Consider the following 25,589-nt stretch of genomic DNA (forward strand, 5'->3'; position numbering starts at 1 on the left):
TCGGCCGCCGTCGCCTGGTCGACGAGCGACCATCGAGCGGCGCCCGGCTCACGCCGGGTATGCGTTTCGACGAAGCCCGCCATGAAAGAAGTATGTTGGACACCCCCGCCAGGGGGTTAGCTACTGATTCCGGCAGGCGGAACTCATTGCGCCTTGCTAAGCAATTCGCTGTTGGCCGTGGGAAATCGGACGCGGTGACGCCGGCGATCGGGAAGTCTCCGAGGCGACGCGTTAGTAGTTCGCGCAATCAAAATCGGCCACGTGACAAAGCCTCGAGCAGAGCCGACAAAGCGACCTATCATGCTGGTGGCAGAGCCAGTCCGGCGGCTTGGAGTCCGAGGACGCGGAGTTCGAGGAGGTTGCTCCCAAGGAGGTCGCAAAGGGAAACTTTTGGGCTTATAACGCCGGAGGGCGCCGGCGGCGGTCTGCGGCGCGTGCCGGATCAGCGACCGGGTCGTTGTCGCGGGACCGACTTCGCCAGTAAGTCAAGGAGCAGCCGCGGCGTGGCTTCTGGCCCCGTGCGTATCATGACGCCCAAGCCGAACGGCGGGCCGCCAATCATGAGGGGCTGCAATGCCTTTGGCGCACGGGAAAGGATTCAAACACCGCTGCGGCGACGCCACAAACGCCACGGCATCCCGATCCGCCCCTCTGGAAGGCACAGCCGCGCAACACTCTTCACGGCACGTCGGCTCTGTTGATGTTGATGTTGACGTTCTTGACGCGCAGGAATTCCTCTATCCCGGCACGGCCTCCTTCCTTCCCATAACCGCTGTCCTTGAATCCGCCGAAGGGTGCGATGGGTGCTGCGATGGCCGCCCCACCGTTTACTGCGACGTTGCCGACGTCTAGGCCTTCGGCCACCCGCAGAACTCGGGAGACATCGTTGGTGTGCAAATAGGCGGCTAATCCGAAGGCAGTGTCGTTGGCCAACGCGACCGCTTCTTCTTCGGAGTCAAACGGCGTGATCGCTAAGACCGGCCCGAAGATTTCCTGTTGTGCCAGCTGGCTACTATTTGAGACATTCGCGAAAGCCGTTGGCGAAACATAGAATCCACCGAGGTCTTCGCGCACCTGTTCCCCGCCGGCAACAAGCTCACCTTCGCCGCCGAGTTTGGTGCGTTGAATAACTCCCATGATCCTGTCGCGGGCACCCTCGCTGATGACCGGCCCCATCTGTGTCGCCGGGTCGAAAGGATCGCCCACTTGAGTGTTATTCAGAATAGCGCTGACCTGTTCGACGACGGACTCGTAAACGGACGATTGGACCAACAACCGGGTGGGTGCGACGCACACTTGCCCGGACAATCGCACGATGCCGGCTGCCGCGATGGTCGCGGCGCGTTGAAGGTCGGCGTCTGCAAAGACGATGTTGGCTGATTTGCCCCCGAGTTCTAAAACCAAGGGCGTAAGGCTTTCTGCACAGGCCGCCTGGATTTTGCGCGCGGTCTCGGGTCCCCCAGTGAAGCTGATTTTGTCGAGACGAGGGTCACGTACCAGCTTGTCGCCGGCATCGGGGCCGCCAGGCACCACGTTCACCACTCCGGGTGGAAACCCGGCCTCTAAACAGAGCCGACCAAACAGGGCTGCCCCGAAGGGCGCCAGTTCGGGTGGCTTGATCACGATCGCGCATCCAGCGGCCAGCGCCGGTGCGACCTTGTAGCCCAGCGATAATATTGGACCATTCCAGGTGAGAATCGATGCGACCACGCCAATCGGTTCGCACCGGGTGTAGTCGAACCCGCCGGCGGCAGCAACGACGTCACCGTCTAGCTTGTCGGCCCAACCCGCGTAATAGTCCAACCAGCCCCTTAGTCCAGGAGCCATTGCCGCGGCCATCGGCTGAATCATGCCGCATTCCAGGGCTGCAATGGTTGTGAAGTCGTTGGCATGCGCGCCGACCAGACCCGATAGGCGATGTAAGGCGTCTCGTCGCTGCGTGGCGGTCCACCGTCGGAACGCTTGCAGGCCGACTTGTGCAGCCGTTACGGCGTCGTCGATCTCAGCGACCCCGGCGACGGGAAATTTCCGCTGGAGCAGGCCGGTCGCCGGACTGACGTGGTCCATTGTTCCGCCGGAGCTATTGGTCACCCATTCGTCGCCGATGAGCAGTCCCGTGGGCAAACGTGCTGAGATGTCGCCGAGCGTAGCGGTCATGATAGGCACCTCGCAGTATTCCCGTCGCTGGATGAACGCCAGTCTGAGTGAAGATTCATGTCGTCGACGTCGCGCTGCCCAGCAGGGGCCGAGACACATTGGGCAGCTGACGCTCCAAGGCCGCCGCGATGTAGTCCAGCGCGGCTGTGCTCGCTGGAAGGAGGCCGATCATAGTGACGAAGCTGTGCATTTGGCCTTCAAAACGCATGTGCTCGACGGGTATACCAGCCTTGATCAAACGGGTTGCATACACCTCACCCTCGTCACGCAGCACATCGTATTCGGCCGTAATCACCACGGCCGGAGGCAAGTTGGCCATGTTAACCACGCGCACCGGAGATGCATCGGGGTGCATCCTGCTAGCGGGGTCAGGAGCGTAGTGATCCCAGAACCACATCATCACATCCCGGTTGACCAGCAGCTGGTTTTCGGCGGCTTTGTATGAGGTTGTCTCGAAGTCGCAGTCGGTGATGGGGTAAACCAGGATCTGGGCATCCAGCCGGGGATGGCCTCGGTCGCGCGATTTCAGTGCCATGACCGCTGCGAGATTGCCTCCCGAGCTATCGCCCATCACAACCAGCGGGACTCGTTTTCCGGCGATCTTGTCGATGTTGTCGTCAACCCAACATAGCGCGGCGTAGGAATCGTCGATCGCGGTCGGGAAACGATATTCCGGTGCCAGACGGTAGCCAACGACGACCACCGCGGCGCCGGTGCGTTCGGCGAGATGGCGCGCGATGAGTTCGGAGTTGTCCACGCTGCCCAGCACCCATCCACCGCCGTGGTAGAAGACGATTACCGCCGAAGGAGCATCGTTGGGCACCACGATCCGAAGCGGCACCGATCCTCCGGTCACCAAGACTCGTCGGTCGTACACCTGCTCCATCGCCGGACCCGCTCCAGGCTGTGGCTTTGGGGACTGGTTGCGGGCTTGAGTCACGGTAAGCTCCGAAAGAGGCTTTATACCAGCCGCTTTCATTTGGGATAGCAGCTCTACAGTATCGGCGTCAAGTGGCATAGATGATGTTCTCCTTGCTGGTGGGCTGGTCAGCAGCTGCCGGCCGGGCCTGCTGACTACAGTGCGGCAACGTCCGAGCGCAGATCGAAACCGTCATAGTCGCGGTTGGCAATGTCATCGCATTTGTTGCGGAAGCCGTTGTAACCACCGACGTATGGCAGAAAGACCCGCGGCTTCCCCTCGATATTTCCACCGGTGTACCAGGAGGCGGTGTTGGGATAGAGCGTCTTGTCGGCGAGGTCTTGGACGTGCGCCGTCCATTGCTGCGCGGCCGATCGAGATGGCTCGATACGCGTTACTCCGCGATCGCCAGCCCAGACCAAGAAGTCACTGATCCACTCCACGTTTTGCTCGATGGTCACCGGTACGCACCCCAGCACCGAAGGGCTGCCGGGGCCGGTGATGGTGAAAAGGTTGGGAAAGCCGGGGATTGACAGACCCATATACGTCTGCGGCCCATTCTTCCAGTCGTCGGCGAGTCTGATCCCATCACGGCCGCGAATGTCGATCGCCAATAGCGGCCCGGTGATCGCGTCAAATCCGGTGGCATAGATCAACATGTCGAGTTCGTGCAATGCCTCGGTCGTCTGCACGCCGGTCGGAACGATGCGCTCGATCGGAGTCTGCCGGATGTCGACGAGTTCGACGTTGGGGCGGTTGAACGTCGCATAGTAGTTGGTGTCGAGTGGAATACGTTTGGTCGCAATCGGATACCCGTAGGGCTTGAGACGATCTGCCACCTGCCGATCGCGCACGATTTCATCGATTTTCGAGCGCACGAAGTCCGCAGCTGTTTCATTGGCGGCTTCGTTGGTCAACACGTCATTGAACGTTCCCGACGCGAAAACGTATCCGCCCTGTTCCCATGAAGCTTCGTAGGCAGCCACTCGCTGTTCATCGGAAACATCGAGGGCTGACACGCAGGGCGATGGCGATGGTGCACCGGCAACCGATTCTCTGCCACGCCGGCGCCATTCCCTGTAATTCTTCTTCCACATCGATACGAAATCTGGTGGTAGGACAGCATTTGCGGCAGGGAGGGTGAACTGCGCTGTTCTTTGGAAAACTGTGAGATGAGCCGCATCCTGGGCGACCACAGGGATGATCTGGATTCCCGACGAACCGGTGCCCACCACACCGACTCGCTGACCGCCGAAGTCCACCGGTTCGTGTGGCCAGCGGCTGGTGTAGAGGAGTCGACCAGCGAATGTCTCTTCGCCGACGTAGGTGGGTTCGATAGGCTTGGACAGGCAGCCTATTGCGGTCACCACCCAGCGGCAGCGCTGAACATCACCCGATTCAGTCGTCACGATCCATTGGTTCGCAGCGTCGTCGAACACCAATGACACAACACGCGTATTGAAGCTGAAGTGCTTTCGGATCTCGATCCGGTCGGCAACGTGGTTGAGATACCTCAGAATCTCCGGTTGCTTGGGATACCTCTCTTGGATCGGCCAGCTCTGTTCGATGTCTTCGAGGAATGAATAGGAGTAGTACAGCGATTCGGAGTCACAACGCGCGCCCGGGTACCGGTTCCAGTACCACACTCCGCCGACGTCGCTGCCTGCCTCGTATCCGTGAACACGGAATCCCGACTCCCGTAGCCGGTAAGCCATGTACATGCCAGCGAACCCGGCGCCTATCACGACCACGTCCACATCTTCGACGCCCTGGTCGATCGAACCATTGGTAGTTGTCATCTTCCGCCCATCTTGTCTTAGGTCTTGTCAAGTGCATCCGCGTGGTGCGGAGTGTGTTAACGAACCATGTTCAGTCTTAAGAAATCCCTGACCGCCTCGGCGGCGCGTGCGGAGTCGATACCGGCCGTCCAGCCGGGTGGAAGCCGCGTGCCATTCGGCACCAGTCGCCATAACTCGTCAGTGAGGTCCGAGGGGTGCCGCTCGTCCACTGGGCCCGGGATAATCAGAACCGATGCCCCGCATTTGCCCAGCATCTGGGTGCTGACGCTGAAAAATGGGTTGCCCTCGGGCCAAAGAGCTTGTGCGAAGCGGACAATCAGCGCGATGTAACGCTCTACAGGTAGTTGCGCGAGCTGATCGCGCAGAATTGGATCGGTCGCTACGCGGTGCCCGAACGGCCCGGCGGCACGATTGTCTTCCAACGGGGCCGCTGCCGTTGCGGCGTCAACAACCGCGTCCATACCGAACGCTCTTGCGTAACGAATCGTCTCAGAAAACAGGCCCAGGAATGACCCAATCGAATTGCTTGGGGAAAGCCCCGTTGGGCGTACGCATGTAACCGCCTTGACGCGATCGGGACATTGTGTAGCCAACCGCAAAGCGTATGTGCAGCCGAAGGATTCACCGAGAACTGCGCAAGCGTCTACGCCGAGTGCGTCGAGCACCGCGACTTGGTCGGCAGCAGCCTGTGTATAGGAGAACGGCGCCAGCCCGCCAGTGCTCTGCCCCGCACACCGTTGATCCATAGCGACGACCATGTAGTCGTCGGCGAACGCTGTCACTGGATCCAAGAAGGCAGTTTTCCAAGACATAATGCTGCTGTTCGCGATTCCTGGCGCGAGGGCAAGCAGTGGCGTTCCGGTGCCGAAGACCTCGTAGTGAATCGACGTCCCGTCAGGGCGAAGCACAACCGAACTCATAGCGCCTCTCCAGATGGCTCGGTGTCAAAACACCATCCGGTTTCTGAGACGGCCTCCGTGTCCTGCAGCCAGGACAATGCACCCCGTGGACATTCGCTAACCGCACTTTCGGCGGCGGCGACGACATCGTTTTCAAGATTGCTCACCAGGAGGTGCGTCTGATCGTCATCACCAACCTCAAACAGCTGGGGTGCGACGACCTCGCAGATCGCGTGTCCCTCGCACAGCGTTCGGTCGACGACCAGGCGACGGCCCGACGCGTCACGTACCTCTTGGTCCGCGTTATGCATCAAGGCCCCTTCCCGCGGACTGTCTGAGTCGAACGGGCAAGTCGCGTGCCATCAGGACGTCAAGCCGGTTAGGAACCCGCTCGAGCGGTCCAGCCAACTCAAGACTGGGAAGGATCGGAGCGAGCGCTTCAAAAAGTGCTCGCATCTCGGCGCGTGCGAGATTTACCCCGAGGCAATGGTGTTCACCTCGGCCAAACCCCAAGTGCGGGTTAGGCGCACGAGTGATGTCGAAGGTATATGGGTCCGCGAACACGTCCTCGTCGCGATTGGCTGACGGGTAAAACATCGCTACGGTCTCGCCGGGAAGGATTTCGCGGCCGCGAATCTCCACCTTTTCGAGGCACGTTCGCTTGAAGTGGATGAACACAGACGACCATCGGATGATCTCGTCAACCATGGAAGCCGACAACTCGGCGGGGCCCTCGAGGAACCGGTTCAGCTGATCAGGATTCTGCAGGAGTGCCTCGACGCCCATGGTGGTTGCCGACCGGGTCGTCTCATTGCCGGCGCTGATCAAGAATAAAAGATAGTCGAGAAGCTCGCGGTCGCTGAGCTGCTCGCCATTGATCTGGCCGCTGACCAGCTCCGTGATCAGATCGTCTCGTGGCTCACGACGCCGGCTGGCCACCAGGTCGAGGAAGTATTCATCGAACTCACGCAGATTGACCTGCCGAACTTCCTCGGGCTGCAAATCCCCGATCGCGTAGGCACGTTCGGCCGGATCCACCCGCGCCCCAATCCAGTGCAGCACTCTGGGCCAATCGGCTTCGGGCACCCCGGCCAGCGAGCAGATTGCGAACAACGGCAAACGTTGGGCGAACTCCCGAACGAAGTTGCGAGGCTGACCGTCGGCGTCGACCAATGTGCGCAGCAGATCTTCTGCGTACCGCTCGGCCAATGCCCGAAACACCGATCCGTGCCGGGCCACCGCGCGCGGCGTGAAGTGCTGGGAGGCGACTCGACGTACGCTGCGGTGCACCGGCGGATCCATCGACATCATGTTCATCGGGGCCCCGAACGAGCACCCGGTCTGCTTGGATCGCGCCTCGCGGAAGTCGTTTTCGGCGTCGACGGCGTCGACGTCCTCGATGCGAATGCGCTGGGCGCTGGAAAAAATCTCCGGCGACTTCGAGATCATCGTGATGTCGTCATGACGGGTGATAGCCCAAAACGGTTCGAACCCGGGCCTCTCGTACCAGAACACCGGAGCCTGCCGTCTCAGCAGGTCAAAAGATGCCCAGGGATGACCATATCGCGCGTAGTCCTCGGACGAGGTAACGTCAAGTACATCTGCTACCCGCGGCGCGGTGCCGACCACCATTTTCCTACCTCCAAATCCGTGTTCTGATGATCGGGTCCTGACGTTAGTTTGGTTGCCGCGCAAGGCATATGAGGTCGGTCGCGGTTCGCCAGCGCCATCTAACGCCCGTTAGGCGGCGCTGAGGCACTTGACTCTTTACAACCCACAACACCTGCGTGCTGCAGCTGGTCGACCTCCTCGGCGTCAAACCCCAACTCGTTCAACACCGCCAGGGTGTGTTGACCAAGCGTCGGCAGATAACGTTGGGTATCGTTACCAAACACATCATTGGGCTGGCGAATCGTCCGATAGTGATTGCCACCACCACCGATGACGTCGACGACAAGTTTGTTCATCCGGGTCTGTTCGGATTCAACGACTTCGGGATAGCTACGTATGCGCGAAGCCATCACTCCCGCGCTGTCCAGTAGCTCCGCCAGTTCGTCAGATTTGCGATTAGCCGTTGACCGCTCAATCTCCACGCGAAGCTCGTCCCGATTTCTCAAGCGGCTCAGCGGCGTATTGAAGCGCGGGTCATCGAGCAGGTTCGTGATGTCGAGACAGCGACAGAGACGCTGCCAGTGCGCCTCTTGATAGGCGACAATCATGACCTCGCCGTCGGCGGCACGGAACGAGTCCGCAGGAGCACTGAGCGGACCGGCGTTTCCCGCCCGCTGAGGAATCGTTCCGGCGATGAGATAGTCAGTCATGGGTGTGGTTTGAATGCTTAGGGCGACCCCGTAGAGCGAAACTACGTGCCGCCGTCCCTGGCCGGTCTTGTGCCGGTTCAGCAGCAGTGCGAGCACGGCCTGAACGACGATATGGGCAGCAGTGTGATCGACTGCCGGATAGCCGGTTTTGTAGCCTGCGACATCTTGGGTGCCGGTTGTGCCGATCATGCCGCTCTCTGCCTGCACGATCTGATCCACCGCCGGGCGGTCCGCCCAGGAGCCCTCCGGGCCGAACCCCGCGATGGTGATCCACACCAAGCGGTTGTTCTGTGCCACAAGTTCATCCGGATCCAAGCCCAGCCGCGACATGACCCCACGCCGGTAGTTGTCGATGACGACGTCAGCCGACTCGATCAGCCGTCGACCGATCTGTGCTCCCTGGCTGCTCTTCAAGTCGATCGCCACCGATCGCTTGCCAACGTTGTTGGCAACAAAGGCCGGCGCCACACGGTCCGGCGCAGCGGTGGCCACCAGGCCCCGGGCAGGATCCCCCGCGATGGGCTCCACTTTGATGACGTCAGCCCCGAGCGCGGCCAGCATCGATGCGGCAGATGGGCCTGCGATCAGCGTGGCGAACTCTACGACCCGTATACCGTCAAGGGGCTTCGGCGCGGTCCCTTGCGTCACCGAACTCGTGTGATCACTCACTGCCGTTCGCATCCTTTCCCCGCGTTTGCGCGATTCATTCGGCATCGTTATGCGACCATTGACGCCGCCTGTCGCGGGATTGAAACTATCGGTGGGTGTCGCGATGACAAACGCACCTGTTCAGCCAGAAGGAACACGGGCGTGAACCCGCTGTGCCAAGGGGTTAGATGCGCACTGGTTCCGGACGGTGGCACACTCGCATCGACGCGAATGGAGTCGTGCTTTCACGCTGTCGCGGTGCCCAAAACAACGTACGCAATCGTTGGTGCAAACTTAGCCGGAGGACGGGCTGCACTTGCACTGCGCGATGAGGGGTTCGACGGCAACATCGTTTTGATCGGCACGGAGCCACACCCGCCGTATGAACGACCACCGCTGTCTAAAGAACTTCTCGCGGGAGTTCGATCGGTCGAATCCACCTACCTGCATCCGATAGATCACTACGCTGATCAGAACATCGAATTACGGTTGGGCACAACAGTTTCCCGGCTTCTGCCCCGATGGAGCGGGGTGGAGTTCGCTGACGGGTCCACGCTGATCGCAGACCGCATCTTGCTCACTACCGGCTCACGACTGCGCCGCTTGCCGGTCGCCGGCGCGGGGCTGGAAGGAGTGCATTATTTGCGGACCCTTGACGACGCGCTCGCAATCCGCGAGCGACTCCACGAGCAACCGCGCATCACCATCATCGGGGCCGGCTTCATCGGCGCTGAATTTGCCTCGTCGGCCATCAGCGCAGGATGTTCGGTGACGATGCTCGAAGCAGCGGAGGTGCCGCTCGGGCGCGCGCTCGGCCACGACATCGGCCAGTTCTACGCCGCTGTCCATCGCAGCTGTGGCGTCGACCTGCGAACCGGAACCGCGGTCGCCGAGATCCGCGGCGAGCACGGCCACGTGCGAAAGGTCATCGCCGTCGATGGAACCGCGTTCGATACCGATTTGGTGGTAATTGGTGTTGGCACCATTGCGGCAAGCGAACTCGCCGACGACGCTGGCATCGAAACCGATCACGGAATTGTGGTCGATGCTTACTGCCGGACTTCGGCACCGAATGTCTTCGCCGCCGGCGAAGTCGCGCGTCATCCCAACCCCTGGCTAGCATCGCGGGTGCGGCTCGAGCACTTCCAGACCGCACAGAACCAAGCGCTCACAGCCGCACGGTCGATGTTGGGCCGGACTGCCCGCTACGAGGAAGTGCCCTGGTTTTGGTCGGACCAGTATCATCTCAATCTTCAGTTGGCCGGGCACCCGAAAGCCAGCGACACTCGCCTGCTGCGTGGCGACATGAGCGACTCGTCATTCAGCGTAATTTATTTGCGAGACGGCCGAATCAGCTGCATCGTGGCGGTCAACCGCCCTCGCGACGTACGGGCGGCGATGAAGCTCATCGAACAAGGTCGTGTCGTCAATCCCGCCGAACTCACCGACGAAACGATCGACCTACGTCGGCTTGCGGCCTCGGCCGGCAGATAGCGTTTCGACGGGCGGCACGACACACCACAGCTGAGCTTTCCGCAGTGTGATCCTAGTGGTCATGACGAAGCTCACCGACAACGTCACCTTAATCACTGGCGCGGGATCTGGGCTCGGCCGCGCGGTGCTGGTCCGTTTCATCGCCGAGGGCGCCCGTGTCGGGGTGCTCGAGCGAAGTCCCGGAAAGGCCGCACAGCTCGAGGCGGAATTCGGTGACCGCGTCGCCGTCACAGTCGGCGATGTCGGTTCAGCCGCCGACAACGCCAAAGCCGTAGCGGCCACGATCTCGGCGTTCGGACATCTGGACACGTTTATCGGTAACGCCGGCGTCTGGGATTTCGCCACCTCGTTTCTCGACGTGCAGTTGGAAAGCTGGTCCGAAGCCTTTGATCAGCTATTTCGGGTCAACGTCAAGGGCCTCGTGCTGGGCGCACGGGCCAGTGTGGACGCCCTGCTGGAATCAGCGGGCAGCATGATTTTCACCCTGTCGAACGGCGCGTACTTTGCCGGTGGGGGCGGCGCACTCTACATCGCATCAAAGCACGCCATCCGGGGACTGATTGCCCAACTGGCATGGGAATTACAAGGTCAAGTGCGGGTCAATGGTGTGGCGCCCGGAGCGATGTCGACCGATCTCGGCGGTGTTGCCGCCCTCGGCCAGCAAGACCTCAAGCTGCACAACGTGATCGATTCGCTGGGAGGTGAAGCAGGCTTTGCGAAAATGATCGGGCGCCCGTATGTGCCGCTGCCCGAAGACTACGTTGCCGCCTATGTTCTGCTCGCATCGAACGAGTCTCGCACCACTACTGGCGCGATCTTCGAAATGCACGGAATGCTCGGGGCGCCCGCCCGTACGACACCCTGACAGACATGTAGCGGCCAGCGCGCTGGCCAAGCGAGAGTTCCATGGCGCGGAACAAACACCTGGGGCCTTTTTCTTCTGCGTGGCACTGTTGCCGCCAAGGAGGAGCCATGACCCCACAGATTGCGCCGCCCGGGCTCGACGAATTCGTCTCCCTGGAAACGGGCCGCATCAACCGCCGAATATTTGCCGATGCCGACATTTTCGAGCGCGAGCTTGACCTGATCTTCGGGCGCGCGTGGAATTTTTTGTGCCACGAGAGCCAAATCCCGAAGCGCGGCGACTTCTTCGCCACCCCGGTCGGGCGCGACCACGTGCTGACGGTTCGCCAACGTGACGGCAGCATCAAGGCGGTACTGAACACCTGCAGCCACCGAGGCAATGCCGTCTGCCGCGCCGAGGAAGGCAACACCAGGGCTTTCATGTGCACCTATCACGGCTGGACTTACGATCTGGAGGGAAGCCTCGTCGGCGTGCCCAACGCGGATCTCTTCTACAAGGGTGATCTCGACAAGTCGAAGCACGGTCTGCGGCGGGTGGCCCAACTGGCGAACTACCACGGCTTCATCTTCGCGACGATGGACGAATCCGCGCCCCCGCTGGAGGATTACCTCGGCCCCACGGGTCGTCTCGGAATCGACTTAATCGCCGCAAGGAATCTGGAGATCGTTCCCGGCGTCCAGAAGTTCGTTATCGATTGCAATTGGAAGTTCGCCGTCGACAACACCTTTGACTTCTACCACGCTCAGGTGACGCACATGTCAGCTATGAGCATTATCACCGGAGCACAATCAGAAGGGGTAGAAGCCGGCGGTGCCACCGACAGCGCCGGCGAGCAGCTCGACATCCCCGCGGCGGCAGCGTCCGGCCTCGATGAAATCGCCGTCATAGGCGAATACGGGCACGGGATCGGCGGACCAACCGCCGACTCCATCGTTTCGCCATTTGTTGACCAGTCCTGGCGGGAACGCGCCCGCGCACAGCAGCTTTTGGGCCCGGTAGGCCTGCGGATCGGGGGACACCCTAACATCTTCCCCAATCTGTGGATTTCCTCCAGCGGCCCACAGGTCGCGCTGCGAATTCCGCTGAGTCCGAACAAAACCGAAATCTGGTGGTACACGTTCAAAGACGTGGACGCCTCTCCGCAACAGCAAGCAATGAGCCTGTGGTTCACCAACCACGGATTCGGGCCGGCGGGTCTGTTCGAGCAGGAGGACGGCGAAAATTGGGCGCAGTCAACGATGCAGGTGCGCGGCCAACGTAGCGCACAAATTCCTCAGCTTCTCAACATGAACCTCGGCCAGGGCAAGGTGATCAGGGAACACGATCTGTGCCGGATCGAAGGCACCTCAAACGAGCACGCCCAACTCTGGACCTACCAGTGCTGGGTTCAATGGATGAAAGGCCTCGACTGGGCTGCGTTGAAAACGGCGACCACGCCGCCTGATTCGCTCTAGTTCGGTGCGCCAGCCCTAGCCCACAACCCCAATGCGTGCAAGAAAACCCACGATAAACCCGACAGGTGACAACTATGACCGCTGATCTGGCAGACAGCGCCCAAGCCGGCCTTCTTACCGTCGCTCTGCGCCAGTATCAGATTGAGCAGTTCTACTACGACGAAGCTGCCTTGCTGGACAACTACGAGCTTGAGAAGTGGGTTGCGTTGTTCACCGACGACACACACTATTTCATGCCGATCCGCCGTACCCGGCTGCGCCGCGAACTGGACAAGGAGTTCACCAAGCCCGGAGAGGCCGCCTACTTCGACGATGACAAAGCGACACTGGTTCTTAGGCAGCGAAAGTTCGACAGCGGGTCGGCATGGGCAGAGGACCCGCCTTCGCGTACACGGCACCTGATCACCAATGTCCGCGTCACCGACGACCGCGACGCGGAGTTGGACGTAGAGTCCTGCTTTCACGTCTACCGGACACGGCTGAGGTCAGAGGTCGACTCGTGGGTTGGGCGCCGCCTGGATACACTGCGCCGACACGGCGATTCGTTTCTGATCGCTCGGCGCCATATCTTGCTCGACCAGACCGTTTTGCTCTCGCGCAACCTCAGCACCCTGTTCTGAACGCCAACAGTTCAGAACAGGGTATGGCTGGCGGCATCGCACGGTTCGACGATCTCACCACCGGAACATCCATCGTCTTTCCAGAGCATGATGCTGAACTGTTGGCCACTACCGCCGATCAAGTGCCGGATGTCCTGGCGCAGCTTACCGAGGCCACACAACGTGGATGGTGGGCGTTTGGCTTCCTCGCCTATGAAGCCGCCGCAGGCCTGAATCCGGTTCTGGCGGCGGCAATATCGACGGGAAACTCGCGGCAGCCTGCTGATGTGCCGCTGGCGTGGTTCGGCTTGACGCGCCATCCCGTGCTGGGCCAGCCGCCTGCCGGCGTCAGCATCGGCACCGGAACCAACGTTTCGGCGTCCACGCACTGGAGCTTGGATTGGTCGGTTGATGAATATCTGCTCGCCTTCAACCGGGTAAAGGAGGCGATCGCCGCCGGCGAAACCTATCAGTGCAACCTCAGCACGACAATTTCCGGCCACGTCAGAAGCAGTCCGCACTCGTTCTACAAGCGGCTGCTGCTCGCTCAACGCTGCCCGTACGGCGCTTATCTGAACTGCGGTGACTTCGCTGTGGTCAGCGCCAGTCCAGAACTGTTTTTCGAATGGGTCGGAGACCAAGTGCTCACCAGGCCGATGAAAGGTACACGACCTCGGGGCCAAACGCCCGAGGAAGACCGCAACTATGCCGCGGAGTTGGTCTCGGATCCCAAAGAGCGTGCGGAGAACATCATAGTTGTTGATCTGATGCGTAACGACCTTGGCACAATCGCAGAAGCGGTGACAGTACCTAAATTACTTGTAACACAACGCTATCAGACTGTCTGGCAGATGACCTCCGATGTAGTCGCGACGGTGCCGGCGGATCTAGAGCTGGTCGACTTGTTTAGAGCCTTATTTCCCAGTGGATCTGTGACCGGAGCGCCCAAGGCGTCAACGATGCGGCTAATCCGCGAACTTGAGGGTCGGCCGAGGGGTCTCTATTGCGGCGCGATCGGCATCGTCGCTCCGCTGAACGCGCCATTTCGCGCACGATTCTCCGTCGCCATCCGTACCGCCCATCTGCATCGCTCTGGTTGCTTCTCCTACGGAGTCGGCTCTGGCATCACGTGGAGCAGTCGGGTGGACGCTGAGTGGGCAGAACTGATGATGAAGGCGGCTATTCTGAGCTACCCCCCGAGCAACATCGGCCTCAACACTGCGCCAGCGATTTCGCCCACCGAACGCGCAACTGCCTCGGGACCTTAAGCTCAACATCAAGCAAGGCACCAGAGAGTACATGTGCCGCTCCCAAGAAATCCGACACGGTACCGCTGACAGCCGCAGCTGAAGGCTGCAGCATCTCAGTCGAAGACGACGACCGAACGCAGCGCGTCGCTGCGTTCGAACTCATGTATCGCGTCTGGTAACAGGTCGAGAGGAATTGTCTCGCTGACAAAGTCATCGAGATTTAGCCGGCCCTGCATATGCAGGTCGACCAGGGGCGGAATGTCCCGCTCCGGTAGACAATCGCCGTACCAACTGACCCGAAGCGATCCGCCGCGCGCGTACAGATCCCGCAGGGCAAGCTCAACCGCCAGCCCCTTTTCCGGAACGCCAACCAGCACCAGCGTGCCTGTCACATCGCGAGCCTCAAATGCCTGCCGGTACACGGCAGGAACACCGACTGCGTCGATTGACACGTCAACGCCGCGTCCGCCGGTAACCGACTGGATGTAGTCGACTGGATCGGTGAGCGCCGAGTTCACGACATGCGTCGCTCCAAACGTCCTCGCCAGAGCCAGCTTCCGCTCGTCGATGTCCACGGCAACGATAGTGACGGCACCCGCCAAGCAGGCCCCCGCGATCGCCGCGTTGCCTACACCACCGCAGCCGAACACTGCTACGGAATCACCCCGGCTGACGTTGCCGGTGTTCACGGCCGCACCTATCCCGGCTATTACCCCGCATCCGAGCACGCATACTGTCGCCGGGTTGGCGCCAGGGCGCACTCTAGTGCACTGTCCGGCTGACACCAGCGTTTTCTCGGCAAATGCGCCGATGCCGAGCACTGCCGCCAATGGCGTACCGTCCAGCAGAGTCATCTTTTGCTTTGCGTTCAGTGGAGCCAGGCACCAAGGTCGGCCACGGCGGCAGTTCCGGCACCGTCCGCAAACGGCGCGCCAATTTAGAACGACCAGGTCGCCCGGCGCAAGATGGTCGACACCCGCACCGACCGATTCAACGATCCCAGCCGCCTCGTGGCCCAGAAGGAACGGGAACGTGTCACTGACTTCGCCGTCGCAGAAAAGAAGATCGGTACGGCATAGGGCGCACGCCTTCACATTGACGAGCGCTTCGCCGGGGCCGGGATCGGGGACAAGTACGCGTTCCAGCGAAACGCGTTGAGCTTTTGCCTTGGCGACAATCCCACGTACCTCGTGCGTCGAACTCACTCAAACATCCCCTCTTGCAGGGCGACTCGCGCACGCTCTGCCGTTGGCGCGGGAGTCGACAGCTGGTGGGGCCGCGGGTGTTTCAAGGGTTCTCCTACTCGCAGCTGGCCGACCGGTCCCAGACGCACGTGTATCCGATGTCTGCCCCCAATGCGTTACTTGCCCTGTACGACGAGAAAGAATGCTCATAGGTCCGTGCATCCATCGCCCGTCCTCGTCGTTCATCAGTGACCGGTGCCTTGAATCGCACTGGGATCCGTGCCATCTGCGAGACGATGGCCCCATACGCTCGCCTGCGCGTAGAACTCTGTGGTGCGCAATTCCTCGCTGAGCACTCTTCCGCCCCAGCCATATTCGACGACCAGCCCGGACGGGCTTCCGCAGTAGAAGGACAACATTCGGTCGTTGGTATGACGACCGAGGCTGGCAATGATGGGTACCCCAGCGTCGTCGTGGGCACGATCAAGAGCGCGTCCGACCGCGTCGATATCGTCAACCTCGAGCAGTATGTGCTGGAGACCGAGCGGCGGCATATCGCCATATGCAATCGTATGGTGTCGCGAGTTCGGCGAAGTGAAGTACAGAGTCATCGGGCCGACGCTGATCACGTCACTGAGCCGAAAGCCCAGCAGCTCGCCATAGAACCATTCTGTCCGCGAAACGTCGGATACCCCAAGCACGGCATGTCCCAGGCCCTGTTCGGCGGTCACAAAGCGTGCGCCGTGAGGTGATACGAAAGGGGTGCGTCCCTTACTTCCGCCGCAAAAGAATTCGACTACGTTGCCGTCAGGATCCTTCGCCCGGAAGGCCGCGAGCACCCGCCGACGCGTGGCGAGATCGGGGATGGTCTCGACCGAAACGCCTTCAGCTGCAAGGCGCGCCTGCAAATCTTCAAGAGCTTGAAGGGTTTCGACTTCGAATCCCAGCGCGGACAAGCCACCGTCATCTCCGCGCTCGATAGCGATCCGCCAGTCCCAATCGTCCACTCTGAAATACAGTGCTGATGTCTCGTCAGTTGTCAGCGAACGATTAAGCTGCAAGCCCAGCACTGACTCGGCGAATGACTTCCATGCTGGGATATTTTCGGCTGTGACAACAACATAACCCAGTGCGGTTACTGTGCTTTTGGCACCCATTAGTGTCCTTCCAGGCTGTCGCTGGTCGAATCGTAAAGAGCAAGAGCGCTCAGCATCCGAATGGCGTTCCGCTAGGCGGACTTGACGTCGAACGACCACAATGACCAGCGCCGACTCAATTCTCGCCAGGAGTCTCTCACGGCACCGTACGGGCGGTCAGGACGCACGATCAAGAAGCAAGGGAACTAGTCCGGCGCATTGCCGGACGGGACACCGGATGAATATCTCTTCGCCCGGGCGATGTTCAATGGCAACGGTTTTGCGCTTGGCGCTAGAGTCGAGTCAACCTCACCACCGTCCGTGGTGTGAATCTGTGTGCGACGGCATGCAATGCAGCGCAAAGTAAAAACACATTGACATGCAAGGCAATTCGTGCAATTCAAGCACAGACCCGCGCATCACCGAACTCGCCTACGCGCGCAACCTTGGCCGAGACTGACCAGGGCCGGACTTCTGATTGCCGCCGGTGGCGGAGTCTATATCTGCCAAGACTAGGCAGCTACTCGTCACGACTTGACGTTGACGTAGACGACCCCGCCATCCACCTTTGTGTCAAATGTCGCCAGGGGAAGTCGAGCGGGCGGAGCCAGGACTTTGCCAGTCCGGAGGCAAAACTTGGCGAAGTGCCAGGCGCACTCCACGACAGCGCCCTCAACATAACCATCGGCCAGCGACGAATCATCATGTGAGCAGCGGTCTTCGGTCGCAAACCACTCGCCGTCCACATGAAAGACCGCAATCGGAGGATCATTGTCGACGATGATTGCCTCGCCAGAGGCGACCTCGTCAACCGCGCATGCCCGCTTCCACACCTGATCGCTTCCTCACCGCCGCATTGTTTACCAAGCGTGGACCAATAGCCAGGGGCTAGGAAAGGTCCGCGATCCGCCTAACGGAACTTTCCTATTTCCACGCCGAGCCGGCGCAGGGCGATGATTCTATCCCTGCGTTTCGGCTAGTTCGACGACGTTGGTCAGCAGGAACGCGCGGGTCAGCGGGCCGATGCCGCCGGGGTTGGGCGACACGTATCCGGCGACCTCCCACACGTCAGGATGCACATCGCCGGCGAGCTTGCCGTCCACCCGGCTGACCCCGACGTCGAGCACCGCGGCCCCCGGGCGCACCATGTCGGCGGTCAGCAGATGCGCCACCCCGACGGCGGCCACGATGATGTCGGCCTGCCTGGTCAACCCCGGCAGATCACGAGTTCCGGTGTGACACAACGTCACCGTCGCGTTCTCCGAGCGGCGCGTCAGCAGCAGACCCAACGGCCGGCCCACCGTGACACCGCGGCCGATGACCACCACGTGCGCACCGGCGATCTCGACGTCGTAGCGGCGCAGCAGGTGCACGATGCCGCGCGGCGTGCACGGCAACGGGGCCGGGTTGTTGAGCACCAGCCGGCCCAGGTTCATCGGATGCAGGCCATCGGCGTCCTTGGCCGGATCGATGCGCGACAGCGCGGCGTTCTCGTCGAGATGCTTGGGCAGCGGCAACTGCACGATGTAGCCGGTGCACTCGGGGTTGGCGTTGAGCTCGTCGATCGTCTCGTTCAGCTTGGCTTCGGAGATGTCGGCGGGCAGATCGCGACGGACCGAGGTGATGCCCACCTTCGCGCAGTCGGCATGCTTACCGCGCACGTAGGCCTGCGACCCCGGATCATCACCAACCAAGATCGTGGCCAGCCCGGGCCTACGGCCCGCCGCGGTGAGCGCCGCCACCCGCTCAGTGAGGTCGACGAAAATCTCGTCCCGGGTAACCTTGCCATCCAACGTGACTGCGCCCACGGTGTCCATGGGAGCGAGCTTAGGATCTACATGCACCAGAACAAACCACTTCCATTGGGAGCTAGCCGAATACAGTGGTCGCGAACCAACGAACGCGAGCAAGCGTGATACCAAGCGACTGGGACCACAACCATTGGCGTCGCCGCAACCGTCGCGAACGGTGCTCTTAAGCGCGGAAATTGAGTTTTGCCGATATCCCTTCTGCGGCTTTTCGCACGGCGCTGGCAAACCGCATCGGATCGTATGTCGGGGGCGCTCCAGATACAGAGATGGCAGCTACTACTCGGTCACCAGCCAGGATTGGGGCCCCCACACATGCGACGCCGATCGTCCCTTCCTCCCGGTCGTAGGCCACACCGGATGTGCGTGACCGCTCCAGGACACCACGGAACAGATCCGGTGCCACGATCGTGTACGGGGTGCGGGGGCGCAGGCCACGTTGAATTACGCGGTTGACGGTAGTTTCATCCGAGTGCGCGAGGATCGCCTTCCCGATCGCCGTACAGTGCGCCGGGAACCGACGACCGACGTGTGAGGGAACCCGTGTTTTGTTGTGACCGAACAGCTTTTCCAGATACAGCACATCGGTTCCATCCAGGGTCGCGAGATGCACGGTTTGGTGGGTAAGCGCGTAAAGGTCGCTGAGGTAGGGCAAGGCGACGTCGCGCAGGCTTCGTGGCCGACAGTCCGCGACGAGGTTTCCGAGTTCGAACATCCGACGTCCGACGCAGTAGCCGGTTCCGCGTCGTTCTACAAATCCGCTTACCTGAAGCGCGACGAGCAATCGAAATGCCGTTGACTTCGGTATACCGGCCGCATCTGCTAGCGCGGTTACGCCAAGGACGCCAGCCGGCGAGTCGAAGGCATTGAGCAAAGCCAGTGCCTTGCCAACCGAGGTGCTCAAATCCGACTGTCCAGACGCAAGGTCTACATCTGCCGAGTTGGTGAACGCCGGCCCGCGGCCAGCTTGCGACACGGGCGCGTTGAGCGCCTCTACCGACAGGCCGTCGGACAGCTCGTCAGCAAATTTCCGACCAGCGGGTGTGGTTACGGCGACATCGGCCGCGAGGTGTGGCTGCATCTATCCTCGATCCATACTGCTCCGTATAGAATCACACTATATCCATACGGTTCCGTATAGGGCAAGATTACGGTGATTGAAGAGCCACAGACCAGGCGACATCGAAGGGAACTGTTGAATGGCCAACGCCCGAACTCCTCCAGAAGCCTGGATCAGGGCGGGCCTTCGAGCTCTGGGTAACGGAGGCCCTGACTCCGTTAGAGTCGAGTTGCTTGCTCAGCAGATCGGAGTTACCAAAGGTGGCTTCTACTGGCATTTCGAGGATCGTCAGTCGCTTCTGACAGCTGTGCTGGACGCCTGGGAGCAGGCCAGCACAGGTGCCGTTATTGAGCGCGTTGAGGCTGAAGGCGCCGACCCGCGCGCACGACTGCAGAAGCTCTTTGCTATTGCCGCGGCAAGCGAAGAACTGTCACGGGCGGATCTCGCAATACGACTCTGGGCCCAACAAGATACCGACGTAGCAAGCCGGTTGCAGCGCATCGACACTCAACGTATGGACTACCTGCGCTCCCTATTCAGCCAGATCTGCACGTCGCCCGACGACGTCGAAAGTCGTTGCTTGCTAACCGCGTCGATGTGGATTGCCAGCCAACTGATGTATGCGGACTACGCCGGCTACACGCATACCGAGGTGATCGATATGGCACTCGCCCATTTATCGCGGTGACGGGCGGCCAAGCAGGTTGCCGACGCAACGGCGGGGGGTTGAGCCCAATCCAGGCGAGATCAAATGGAGACCGTATCGTTGCGCCGCGGTGCCATTTCTCCTGCTAGGCGCACCGCAACATCAATGATCATGTCCTCTTGTCCGCCGACGTACCCGGCTTGACCGACCTTCGCCAGGATGACGTGAGCGGGGACACCGTAGCGCTCGGCGGCGCGCTCGGCGTGAAGTAAAAACGAGTTGTAGACACCGTATTTGCCTTGAATGATCGCGTTGCGATCCACGACCGGAAGCTGCGGAATATGCGGTCGAACTACCTCTTGAGCGGCCGCGAGAATTCTCCCGGTGTCGATTCCGGTTGATACGCCGAGCATGTCGAATGCTGCTACCAGTATCTCGATGGGTGCATTCCCGGCACCGGCTCCCAACCCGCACAGAGTTCCGTCGATCTGGCGGGCTCCCGCGCGATAGCCCGCGATCGAATTGGCAACTCCGACCGAAAGGTTCTGGTGAGCGTGGACACCGACTTGAGCGTCGTCGCCGAGTTCAGCCACTAACGCGGTGACCCTTGCTTCGACCCCGTCAGGAAGGAGAGCGCCAGCCGAGTCGACGACGTATACACACTGGCAACCCGCATCCACCATGATCCTGGCCTGCTTAGCGAGCCCTTCGGGCGTGGTGCGGTGCGACAACATTAGAAAGCCGACAGTCTCCATTCCGAGCTGACGTGCCACGCCGAAATGTTGAACCGACACGTCGGCTTCGGTGCAGTGTGTCGCAATCCGAGCGACCGTAGCTCCGACGTCGTGCGCCGCGGCCAGCGTGCGGACCGTCCCGACCCCTGGCAGGAGCAGCACTGCTATGCGAGACCGTCGAGCGGTATCCACGGCCGTACTGATTAGTTCCAGTTCGTCGGTGCCGCTGAAGCCGTAGTTGAATGACGAGCCCGCCAGACCGTCGCCGTGACTAACCTCGATGACCTCAACCCCAGCGGCGTCGAGGCTGGCGACGATCTGGCGGACTTGTGTCCGGCTGAACTGGTGTCTTACGGCATGACTACCGTCGCGCAGTGTCGTATCGGTGATCCGGATCTGAGGTGTCATGCCATTTCGACTTTCGAATTTTGCTGGCGCGCTGCGGCGACGAGCTCGCCTACTCGTGCCGCCGCCGCGGTCATGATGTCAAGGTTGCCCGCCCATTTGGGCAAGTAGTCGCCGCTACCACTGACCTCGAGAAACAGTGAAACGCGCGCATGTCCGCGCCACTCGGGCTGCGGCGGATCGAATTGCGGCTCGGCCACCAACCGATAGCCCGGGACGTACTGCTGCACCGTCGTCACCATCTGGTGTACGGATTCACTGATCGCGTCCCGGTCAGAATCCGGTGATATTGCGCAGAACACGGTGTCGCGCATGATCATTGGCGGCTCGACCGGATTCAGAATTATGATTGCCTTCCCGTGCTTGGCGCCACCGACGGACTCGATTGCACTGGAAGTCGTTTCGGTGAATTCGTCGATGTTGGCGCGCGTGCCCGGTCCTGCCGAACGTGACGAGATCGACGCAACGATTTCTGCGTACGGGACCTGAGTTACGCGGGAGACGGCGTGAACCATTGGAATTGTTGCTTGACCACCGCAAGTGATCATGTTGACGTTGGGTGCTAGTGCATGTTCGCCGAGATTTACTGCCGGGCAGATGAACGGGCCTACCGCGGCGGGCGTTAGATCGATCGCGGTGATACCCGCTGCGGCGTAGGCGGCGGCGTTGGATGCGTGGGCGCGAGCTGAGGTGGCCTCAAATACCAAATCGGGCGCTTCGGGCTGGTCAAGCAGCCAATTGACGCCACCTGCCGAGGCCTCCACCCCACAGGCCCGGGCCCGAGCCAGACCTTCGGAGGCCGGATCGACACCGACCATGTATCGCACGTCGATGCAGTCGCTGCGTTGAAGTTTGAACAGCAAATCGGTTCCGATGTTGCCCGGCCCGACGATAGCGGCGATGGTCATAAATGCTGCTCTCCGTTCTTCGTGAACAACGCTGTCACAGAGCCAATGTCGGTGAAGGACGCAGAAACACACCCTGGCGCGATCGGAATTGATTCGGTCAGTGAGCCTGGCAAGACGACCGAACCCGCTTCGAGCCAGATTCCGAGATCGCCAAGCACATTCGCCAGCCAAACCAACGCGTTCAGTGGTGCGCCAAGCACGGCGGCGCCAGCACCGGTGGCGACGACCTCTCCTCCAATATCAAGAACGCAGCCAGCCAGTCTGAGGTCTAGACGGTCGATTTTGGTGGGTTTTGTCCCAAGCACCACCGCAGCAGATGATGCGTTATCAGCGATGGTGTCGCACAGCGTAATTCGCCAGTCAACAATGCGGGAGTCGATGATCTCCAGTGCAGGCAGGACGTAATCGACCGCACGCAAAGCCTCGGCAACAGTCACATTGGGACCGGACAGGTCACGCTTCAGGACGAACGCAATCTCCGGTTCGATTCGGGGACAGATAAACTCGTCGATGTCGATGGGCGTGGATGCTAGCCGGAACATGTCAGCGAACAAATGGCCGTAGTCCGGTTGATTGACTCCGAGCTGCCGCTGCATCACCGCAGATGTCAAACCTACCTTGTGCCCCCGGACGACTCGTCCCCCTTCTGCCCAGCGTCCAACCTGTTCAAGTTGAATGTCATACGCCTGGCGCACTGTCAAAGAGGCAATTGTCTCGACTAGCGGAGGAATCGGGCACCGGGTCGCGTACGCAGTAATTAACGATTCTGCCGCCGAGGTCAATGGCTTAGTCAATGGCTTATCGGCCACGACCGGCTACCTTTCGCGAAGGCTTGATCGACCACCGCTTCCTTAGCCGCCGTTACGATTCGCACACGTCGAAGCGTTGCGCTGAGGACGGGCACAACTCAAGGCCACTGTTCCGAAGAGCGGACCGCCCCTGATTCCACGGTCGTGATGGGCTCCATGTACGGACGGAAGACGGCGACAACGGGTCGCTGCCAACCATCCAACTCACCAACGATTGCAAAGCGATTGTCAATGGGCGATGGACAGAGGTGTCCAGAACTGATACTGACGTTTCACGGATGATCGGCCCTGACGACGCATCAATAGCACTAAAGCTGCGCTGCGCCCAATACTTTCCGAGCGCGCCGGTTAACAGGCGTGCAATTGCCCGGGGCTTTCAGAGCCGAACGCACACTCGACCCCACCTTTCACCGCCTCCTCTCAGCTACCACCTCCCGGTGAAACTTCGGCTCAGTTCCAAACTTTCAGCGCGGGCCCGGTTGCACTGAAAGCTCACACCAGTTGGGATATTGAACGCTCGGCACCAGAACCCGTGCTCCGCAACAAGAACCGCGAAATTCACAAAGGCGCAAACCGTGATATGCCGAAGGTCGAAGTAAGCGCCTTGACGGGTAGCGTGTTCCCGTCTCCCCATGGAGAATCAAGCAGGTTCGTCGATATCGTGACCGCTGGCGATGTCGCTGCAGTCCACGGTGTCCAGGTCTGTCCGAGTGCGCAAGTAGGCACCCACGCCGGTGTCCCCGGTGATCTTGGCCAGGGCAGCGTTCCAGTGTCTGCGCGCCAGGACAACGGGATGGCCGGGGCGACCGCTGAAATAGGCGCGGGTGAGCCCACTTTGGGACTCCAATGCCCGGTCAATCACTCGCGCGACAACCGATGCTCCAACATCTGGAGTGTCGACGACATGCAGCGCCGCGAAGTCTGCCTGCAGACTCTCTGCGACGGCTAGGCCGGCACGCACCGATGCGCTCACGCCCCTGTGCCAATCCCGCGCGGTGACCGCGGTAACGCCGACAGGAGGCGGCACGTCGGCGGCACCCAGCACAAGAACGATGTGGCGGCAGCCCCCGTCCCGCAGCGCATTCACTGCGATGTCCAACCAGCCGTCGACAAGCACCTTTGGCTTTCCGTATCGCCTCCCAGCGCCAGCGGCTAGCAGCACTCCAACGATATGGGCGTTCATGGCGCCTCGTCGTCGTGGTGTATGCCGCAGTCGATGTCGGTCAACGGGCGACCGCCGCCGCCGCAGCGACGAGCGATGATCTCGGCGGCGATCGACACGGCGGTTTCCGCCGGTGTGCAGGCCCCGAGGTCCAGCCCGATCGGGCTTGCGAGCCCCCTCAGCTCAGCGTCCGTAAGCCCCGCCGCGCGCAACTGGGCGATCCGGTCCTGATGTGTGCGACGCGAACCCATGGCCCCCACGTAGCCCAACTCGCCCAGGCGCAGCGCCCTCTGTAGTACCGGCACGTCGAACTTGGCGTCGTGGGTCAGGACACAGACCACAGTCCGGCCATCGAGCAAGCGTTGTTCCGCCTGCGTCGTCAAATATCGATGGGGCCAGTCGACGACGACCTCATCGACGGTCCGGAAACGGGCTCCGGTCGCAAAGACGGGCCTAGCGTCACACACTGTGACTCGGTAACCGAGCAACGCGCCCTGCTTTGCCAAAGCAGCGGCGAAGTCGTTTGCACCGAAAATGATCATCCGGGGCCGCGGCAAATGACTGGCCACGAATACCTCCATGCCGAACTCGTTCCGCTCGCCATCGAGCCCGTAATTGACAATGCCGGTGCTTCCGACGGCGAGCAGTCCGCGCACGTCGTGACTCACAGCAGCGTCAGCGCGGGCAGACCCTAGCGACCCATCGACCGATCCCGGGGTAACGATAAGACGGCGGCCAAGCCAGCTAGCGTCGGGATGCGCGACAACGGTGGCGACACCCACCGGGCGCTCAGCAAAGATACAATTGGCGACCGTCTGCAATTGCGGGAAAACCGTTTGGGATATGGGCTCGGCGAAGATATCGATCTCTCCGCCACAGGTCAGACCAGCAACGAGTAGATCGTCCGCATCGGCTCCAAACCGCTGCAGCTTGGGCGTTCCGGTGCGTACCACCTCGGTGACCAATTCGTAGACCGCCGCCTCTACACAGCCGCCGGATATCGATCCGGCGACCTTCCCGTCTGGGGCGACTACCATCACCGCACCAACTGATCGCGGTGCCGACCCGAACATGCGCACCACGGTTGCGACGCCGGCAGTGCTCCCAGTTCGCCAGATCGCGGTCAACTCCGGCAGGACATCGCGCATCGCCGCTAAGACCCGACCCGGGCGCCGCGCCGGTGGGTTCTGATCAGAACGCATGCAAGCTCGACCCGGACCTTGAAGGCCCGGAGGAAAAGCCCGGCGACTGCCGTAAAGACGCTGCAGCGCCGCTGAGTAGCATGCGCCTGTGAGCGGTTGAGTGTGACCAGGGCACTCATTGGGCGATGGC

At 61.1% G+C, this 25,589-nt stretch carries 23 protein-coding genes; 6 read left to right on the forward strand and 17 right to left on the reverse strand.

Annotation, left to right across the window (positions count from 1 at the left end):
* Nucleotides 1–678 precede the first annotated feature (678 nt).
* The 7 genes from QGN30_RS24480 to QGN30_RS24510 all read right to left on the reverse strand — a co-directional run bounded on the left by QGN30_RS24480 (nucleotide 679) and on the right by QGN30_RS24510 (nucleotide 8,764).
* Nucleotides 679–2,157, reverse strand: coding sequence for an aldehyde dehydrogenase family protein (locus QGN30_RS24480; RefSeq protein WP_248923432.1), 1,479 nt, complete (start codon nucleotides 2,155–2,157; stop codon nucleotides 679–681).
* Nucleotides 2,158–2,212: 55 nt separating this feature from the next.
* Entirely contained in the window at nucleotides 2,213–3,013 is an 801-nt protein-coding gene (locus QGN30_RS24485) for an alpha/beta hydrolase (RefSeq protein ID WP_326565919.1), read from the reverse strand.
* A gap of 218 nt (nucleotides 3,014–3,231) precedes the next feature.
* Entirely contained in the window at nucleotides 3,232–4,875 is a 1,644-nt protein-coding gene (locus QGN30_RS24490; RefSeq protein WP_248923430.1) for a flavin-containing monooxygenase, read from the reverse strand.
* Nucleotides 4,876–4,931: 56 nt separating this feature from the next.
* Nucleotides 4,932–5,795, reverse strand: coding sequence for an alpha/beta fold hydrolase (locus QGN30_RS24495; protein ID WP_248923429.1), 864 nt, complete (start codon nucleotides 5,793–5,795; stop codon nucleotides 4,932–4,934).
* Nucleotides 5,792–6,085 carry a ferredoxin gene (locus QGN30_RS24500; protein WP_248923428.1) on the reverse strand — a complete coding sequence of 98 codons (294 nt, stop codon included), beginning with the start codon at nucleotides 6,083–6,085 and terminating at the stop codon, nucleotides 5,792–5,794. The genes QGN30_RS24495 and QGN30_RS24500 overlap by 4 nt, the downstream gene beginning before the upstream one ends.
* Nucleotides 6,078–7,406, reverse strand: a complete 1,329-nt coding sequence (locus QGN30_RS24505; protein WP_248923427.1) for a cytochrome P450 — start codon at nucleotides 7,404–7,406, stop codon at nucleotides 6,078–6,080. The genes QGN30_RS24500 and QGN30_RS24505 overlap by 8 nt, the downstream gene beginning before the upstream one ends.
* 98 nt (nucleotides 7,407–7,504) lie before the next feature.
* Nucleotides 7,505–8,764 (reverse strand): CaiB/BaiF CoA transferase family protein, encoded by a 1,260-nt coding sequence (locus tag QGN30_RS24510; RefSeq protein WP_248923426.1) that lies wholly within the window; start codon nucleotides 8,762–8,764, stop codon nucleotides 7,505–7,507.
* Between the two features lie 237 nt (nucleotides 8,765–9,001).
* Between QGN30_RS24510 and QGN30_RS24515 the strand changes: the two genes are divergently transcribed.
* The 5 genes from QGN30_RS24515 to QGN30_RS24535 all read left to right on the forward strand — a co-directional run bounded on the left by QGN30_RS24515 (nucleotide 9,002) and on the right by QGN30_RS24535 (nucleotide 14,423).
* Complete coding sequence (locus QGN30_RS24515) at nucleotides 9,002–10,237, forward strand: NAD(P)/FAD-dependent oxidoreductase (protein WP_248923425.1); 1,236 nt, start codon at nucleotides 9,002–9,004, stop codon at nucleotides 10,235–10,237.
* Between the two features lie 61 nt (nucleotides 10,238–10,298).
* On the forward strand, nucleotides 10,299–11,102 hold the full coding sequence (locus tag QGN30_RS24520) for an SDR family NAD(P)-dependent oxidoreductase (RefSeq protein WP_248923424.1): 804 nt from the start codon (nucleotides 10,299–10,301) through the stop codon (nucleotides 11,100–11,102).
* A gap of 107 nt (nucleotides 11,103–11,209) precedes the next feature.
* Entirely contained in the window at nucleotides 11,210–12,556 is a 1,347-nt protein-coding gene (locus QGN30_RS24525; protein ID WP_248923423.1) for an aromatic ring-hydroxylating oxygenase subunit alpha, read from the forward strand.
* A gap of 74 nt (nucleotides 12,557–12,630) precedes the next feature.
* Nucleotides 12,631–13,176 (forward strand): aromatic-ring-hydroxylating dioxygenase subunit beta, encoded by a 546-nt coding sequence (locus tag QGN30_RS24530; protein WP_248923422.1) that lies wholly within the window; start codon nucleotides 12,631–12,633, stop codon nucleotides 13,174–13,176.
* 23 nt (nucleotides 13,177–13,199) lie between these two features.
* Nucleotides 13,200–14,423, forward strand: a complete 1,224-nt coding sequence (locus QGN30_RS24535) for an anthranilate synthase component I family protein (protein WP_248923421.1) — start codon at nucleotides 13,200–13,202, stop codon at nucleotides 14,421–14,423.
* 95 nt (nucleotides 14,424–14,518) lie between these two features.
* On the opposite strand, the gene QGN30_RS24540 is transcribed toward QGN30_RS24535, so the two are convergent.
* From QGN30_RS24540 to QGN30_RS24560, 5 genes are all read right to left on the reverse strand, one after another.
* Nucleotides 14,519–15,610 carry an S-(hydroxymethyl)mycothiol dehydrogenase gene (locus QGN30_RS24540; RefSeq protein WP_248923420.1) on the reverse strand — a complete coding sequence of 364 codons (1,092 nt, stop codon included), beginning with the start codon at nucleotides 15,608–15,610 and terminating at the stop codon, nucleotides 14,519–14,521.
* 224 nt (nucleotides 15,611–15,834) lie between these two features.
* Nucleotides 15,835–16,746 carry a VOC family protein gene (locus QGN30_RS24545; protein WP_248923419.1) on the reverse strand — a complete coding sequence of 304 codons (912 nt, stop codon included), beginning with the start codon at nucleotides 16,744–16,746 and terminating at the stop codon, nucleotides 15,835–15,837.
* Between the two features lie 506 nt (nucleotides 16,747–17,252).
* Nucleotides 17,253–17,558 carry a bifunctional 3-phenylpropionate/cinnamic acid dioxygenase ferredoxin subunit gene (locus QGN30_RS24550; RefSeq protein ID WP_248923418.1) on the reverse strand — a complete coding sequence of 102 codons (306 nt, stop codon included), beginning with the start codon at nucleotides 17,556–17,558 and terminating at the stop codon, nucleotides 17,253–17,255.
* A gap of 126 nt (nucleotides 17,559–17,684) precedes the next feature.
* Nucleotides 17,685–18,533, reverse strand: coding sequence for a bifunctional methylenetetrahydrofolate dehydrogenase/methenyltetrahydrofolate cyclohydrolase (locus tag QGN30_RS24555; protein ID WP_248923646.1), 849 nt, complete (start codon nucleotides 18,531–18,533; stop codon nucleotides 17,685–17,687).
* A gap of 166 nt (nucleotides 18,534–18,699) precedes the next feature.
* Nucleotides 18,700–19,614 (reverse strand): IclR family transcriptional regulator, encoded by a 915-nt coding sequence (locus tag QGN30_RS24560; RefSeq protein WP_248923417.1) that lies wholly within the window; start codon nucleotides 19,612–19,614, stop codon nucleotides 18,700–18,702.
* A 118-nt stretch (nucleotides 19,615–19,732) separates the two neighbouring features.
* Between QGN30_RS24560 and QGN30_RS24565 the strand changes: the two genes are divergently transcribed.
* Entirely contained in the window at nucleotides 19,733–20,281 is a 549-nt protein-coding gene (locus QGN30_RS24565) for a TetR/AcrR family transcriptional regulator (protein WP_248923416.1), read from the forward strand.
* Between the two features lie 59 nt (nucleotides 20,282–20,340).
* Here the strand turns inward: QGN30_RS24565 and dmpG are convergent, their stop codons facing one another.
* From dmpG to QGN30_RS24590, 5 genes are all read right to left on the reverse strand, one after another.
* Nucleotides 20,341–21,381 carry a 4-hydroxy-2-oxovalerate aldolase gene (gene dmpG / locus QGN30_RS24570; RefSeq protein ID WP_248923415.1) on the reverse strand — a complete coding sequence of 347 codons (1,041 nt, stop codon included), beginning with the start codon at nucleotides 21,379–21,381 and terminating at the stop codon, nucleotides 20,341–20,343.
* On the reverse strand, nucleotides 21,378–22,286 hold the full coding sequence (locus QGN30_RS24575) for an acetaldehyde dehydrogenase (acetylating) (RefSeq protein ID WP_248923414.1): 909 nt from the start codon (nucleotides 22,284–22,286) through the stop codon (nucleotides 21,378–21,380). The genes dmpG and QGN30_RS24575 overlap by 4 nt, the downstream gene beginning before the upstream one ends.
* Nucleotides 22,283–23,095: a 2-keto-4-pentenoate hydratase gene (locus tag QGN30_RS24580; RefSeq protein WP_248923413.1), complete on the reverse strand. Its 813-nt coding sequence runs from the start codon at nucleotides 23,093–23,095 to the stop codon at nucleotides 22,283–22,285. The genes QGN30_RS24575 and QGN30_RS24580 overlap by 4 nt, the downstream gene beginning before the upstream one ends.
* A 640-nt stretch (nucleotides 23,096–23,735) precedes the next feature.
* Entirely contained in the window at nucleotides 23,736–24,278 is a 543-nt protein-coding gene (locus tag QGN30_RS24585) for a nucleotidyltransferase family protein (protein ID WP_248923412.1), read from the reverse strand.
* On the reverse strand, nucleotides 24,275–25,405 hold the full coding sequence (locus tag QGN30_RS24590; RefSeq protein WP_248923645.1) for an XdhC family protein: 1,131 nt from the start codon (nucleotides 25,403–25,405) through the stop codon (nucleotides 24,275–24,277). Before QGN30_RS24590 ends, QGN30_RS24585 begins: the two co-directional genes overlap by 4 nt.
* Nucleotides 25,406–25,589: the final 184 nt, after the last annotated feature.

Origin of the sequence: Mycobacterium sp. 3-98, assembly GCF_035918355.1 — a bacterium.
GTDB lineage: Bacteria > Actinomycetota > Actinomycetes > Mycobacteriales > Mycobacteriaceae > Mycobacterium > Mycobacterium intracellulare.